This window comes from Bacillus sp. GMs2/2 (assembly GCF_050172095.1).
GTDB classification, from domain to species: Bacteria; Bacillota; Bacilli; order Bacillales; family Bacillaceae_G; genus Bacillus_A; species Bacillus_A cereus.
The window spans coordinates 1-3,146 of record NZ_JBNLYE010000424.1; the positions used below are offsets into that span (position 1 = coordinate 1).

A 3,146-nucleotide genomic window follows, 5' to 3' on the forward strand; every position below is an offset into this window, starting at 1 on the left:
CTATTAAGTATTACAGCATGAAGAAAGGAATAATTAGTATGAAAAATTACTAGCAAGTCTATTTATAAGTTTAATATGAGTTATTATACGGTTTAGCATTTCTAATGTAAGCAACAAAAAAATAGAGAGAAAAACAAGAAAGGAGATTTATCAATTACTCGGCTGTCCCCCATCCCCATGCCCATCAAGCTAAAAAATGCAAATACCTCAAAACAAAAAATGAGTATTTTGTTACAAGTTAGTACAAAATTTCGTTCTGAGGTACTATAAAATTTTAGATTGATGGGCATGTATGGTGAGGCCTAATAGTGAACACTTCAAGAGTGGCCATATATCCTTATGACAAAATGCTGTAGAAAGCTTAAGAATTCTTAAGAACTTTTCCCCCTTTTTTTTAAGATTTGGACGCTAGTGTATAATTATGAATTCAAACCTGTGGGTGGATTAAGTATGAAAATAATTCATTTTCTTATTTTTGTATATAATGAACTAGAAATCAGTTGGTGTAGCCTTTTCAATTTCAAGGTTTATTGGAGTCAAAAAAATTTAAGGAATTAATTTGAAGAAAATAAGATAGAAATGTTTCAACTGTTTATGTCTTTAGTTGTTCAATTCGAGAAAAAATGTGGAGGAATCATATGGAGTTAAAAATTCTTATTGTTGATGATGATAAAGAGATTAGAAATCTTATCTCTGTTTATTTGGAAAATGAAGGTCTGAAAACTCAAAAAGCTGAAGATGCTATGGAAGCTTTACAATTGTTAGAAGAAAATGAATTTGATCTTATTATTTTAGATATTATGATGCCGAATATGGATGGTATTGAAGCTTGCATGAAGATTAGGGAGAATCGTAATATGCCTATCATTATGCTATCTGCAAAATCTGAGGATATAGACAAAATTCAGGGTCTAGCCTCTGGTGCAGACGATTATTTATCAAAACCGTTTAACCCATTAGAATTAATTGCTAGGGTAAAATCGCAATTAAGAAGGTCTAAAAAATACAATACGTCAATAGAACATAATAAAAGCATTCTAGAAATTGGTGACTTAACCGTGAATACAGATACTCGTCAAGTATGGGTAAGGGAAAAGGAAACAAGGCTAACTCCAAAAGAGTTTGCTATTCTCGAACTACTTGCCCGCAACAAAGGGAGTGTCCTGAGTGTAGCAAAAATATATGAAGCAGTTTGGGAAGAGGTTTTTTATAAATCAGACAATACTGTCATGGTGCATATTACAAAAATAAGAGACAAAATAGAAGAGGATTCTAAACATCCCATTTATATTAAAACTGTGTGGGGAATTGGATATAAAATATGAAGAATGTTAGTTTTAGAAATAAAATCATTATAAAACTTCTTGGTGCTGTTGCAGTTAGTTTTTTTATTTCATTTGGTTTAACAATTCTCATTTTGGTATATGTCATAGATCCATTATTTGTAAAACACGAAGAATTTGGTATCTTTGAAGTAAATTTGGCACTGTTTTTCTTATTCGCGTTCGCAATCTTTAACTTTATCATACTTTTTTTGATATTGGTTCGAAAGAAAATAGTATATTTGAAGCTCATTTCGGATAATGTAAATGATATTGCCAATGGAAAACTGGGTTTGACAATTGGGATTAAGGGGAAGGACGAATTGACCCAACTTGCTCAAAATATCAACTATATGTCTAAGGAATTGAAAAATACATTTGAACAAGAAAGACGATTAGAACGTACAAAAAATGAACTTATAACGAACGTATCTCATGATTTACGCACACCGTTAACATCTATTATTGGCTATATAGATTTATTAAAACGAGGGCAATACAACAATAACACACAATTACAGGAATACCTTGAAACCACGTATTCAAAGTCACAGAGACTGAGATATTTAATTGATGAGCTGTTTGAATATACTCGTTTATCAGGCATAGATGCTAAGTTAAATCTTAATGAAGTCGATTTATCTGGTTTGTTGGAACAAATAGTTGGAGAATACATTCCTATATTTGAAAAGGAAAGTTTAATCGTTCAAAAATCAATCACGGAAGAAACAATACCTATCTTCATAGATGTAGAAAAAATGGTACGTGTTTATGAAAATCTGTTTATGAATGCGATAAAGTACAGCATGAAACCATCGGCATTATTCGTATGTCTTGAACGAATAGGTAATAAAGCAATTTTGAAAGTGTCGAATAAAGTCGAGAAACCACCTGTTAGCGATCCTAATAAATTGTTTGAAAGATTTTTCAGGGGTGATAAGGCAAGAAAAAGTGATCAAGGAAATGGACTGGGGCTTGCTATTTCAAAAAGAATTGTTGAACTTCATCATGGTAATATATATGCAGAATATAAAGATGGTCGGATGTCCTTTATTGTTGAACATCCAATCAAATAGATTGGCTTATGGAATTACAGGTTCCATAAGCTTTTTTTATTAAACTTAAGAATTCTTAAGGATTTTACAGGGTGTTTCCTAATTTTCATAGTTTATCATGTTTGTATTCAAAGCAATGAGGTGAGTGGAGAAATTAAAAATAAAATTTTCTTTACAGCTTTCAATTGGATACATCGTGACAGCCTTATGGAAAAGATAGATGCAACATGACTATTTTGTTAGTAGCAAGTATGAATAGCGACTTATTTTAAAGAAATGAAAAAACAAACATAGGAGGATATATATGACAAAACCAGTTGTAGATGTGAAAAACGTCCAAAAAGTGTACGGTAAAAAAGGTGAGAACCAATCACATGCGTTAAAAGGTGTTTCATTCTCAATTCAAGAGGGTGAGTTTGTCGGAATTATGGGACCATCTGGTTCTGGCAAAACGACATTATTAAATGTAATTTCAACGTTAGATAAAACAACGGGCGGCATTGTTGAAATTGCAGGAACAGATATTACGAAAATGAAACAAGGTGAGCTTTCTGATTTCCGTTCACAAAAGTTAGGATTCATTTTCCAAGACTTTAACTTATTGGAGAACTTAACTATTTACGAAAACATCGCTCTTCCACTTTCCCTTCAAGGTGTTTCATCACGAAATATTGGACAGAAAGTAGAAAAAGTAGCTGATATGTTAGGCATTTCAGCAATACTTCAAAAGTATCCTTCTGAAGTCTCTGGTGGACAAAAGCAACGTTCC

The 3,146-nt window shown here is 32.0% G+C and carries 3 protein-coding genes; all 3 read left to right on the plus strand.

The window, feature by feature from the left end; genetic code table 11:
* The first annotated feature begins 638 nt into the window (after positions 1-638).
* Entirely contained in the window at positions 639-1,325 is a 687-nt protein-coding gene (locus ACQGS6_RS25465) for a response regulator transcription factor (RefSeq protein WP_426965805.1), read from the plus strand.
* Positions 1,322-2,398, plus strand: coding sequence for a HAMP domain-containing sensor histidine kinase (locus ACQGS6_RS25470; RefSeq protein ID WP_426965806.1), 1,077 nt, complete (start codon positions 1,322-1,324; stop codon positions 2,396-2,398). Before ACQGS6_RS25465 ends, ACQGS6_RS25470 begins: the two co-directional genes overlap by 4 nt.
* Positions 2,399-2,681: 283 nt before the next feature.
* Positions 2,682-3,146 (plus strand): ABC transporter ATP-binding protein (locus tag ACQGS6_RS25475; RefSeq protein WP_426965807.1); only part of this gene is annotated, 465 nt, incomplete at its 3' end.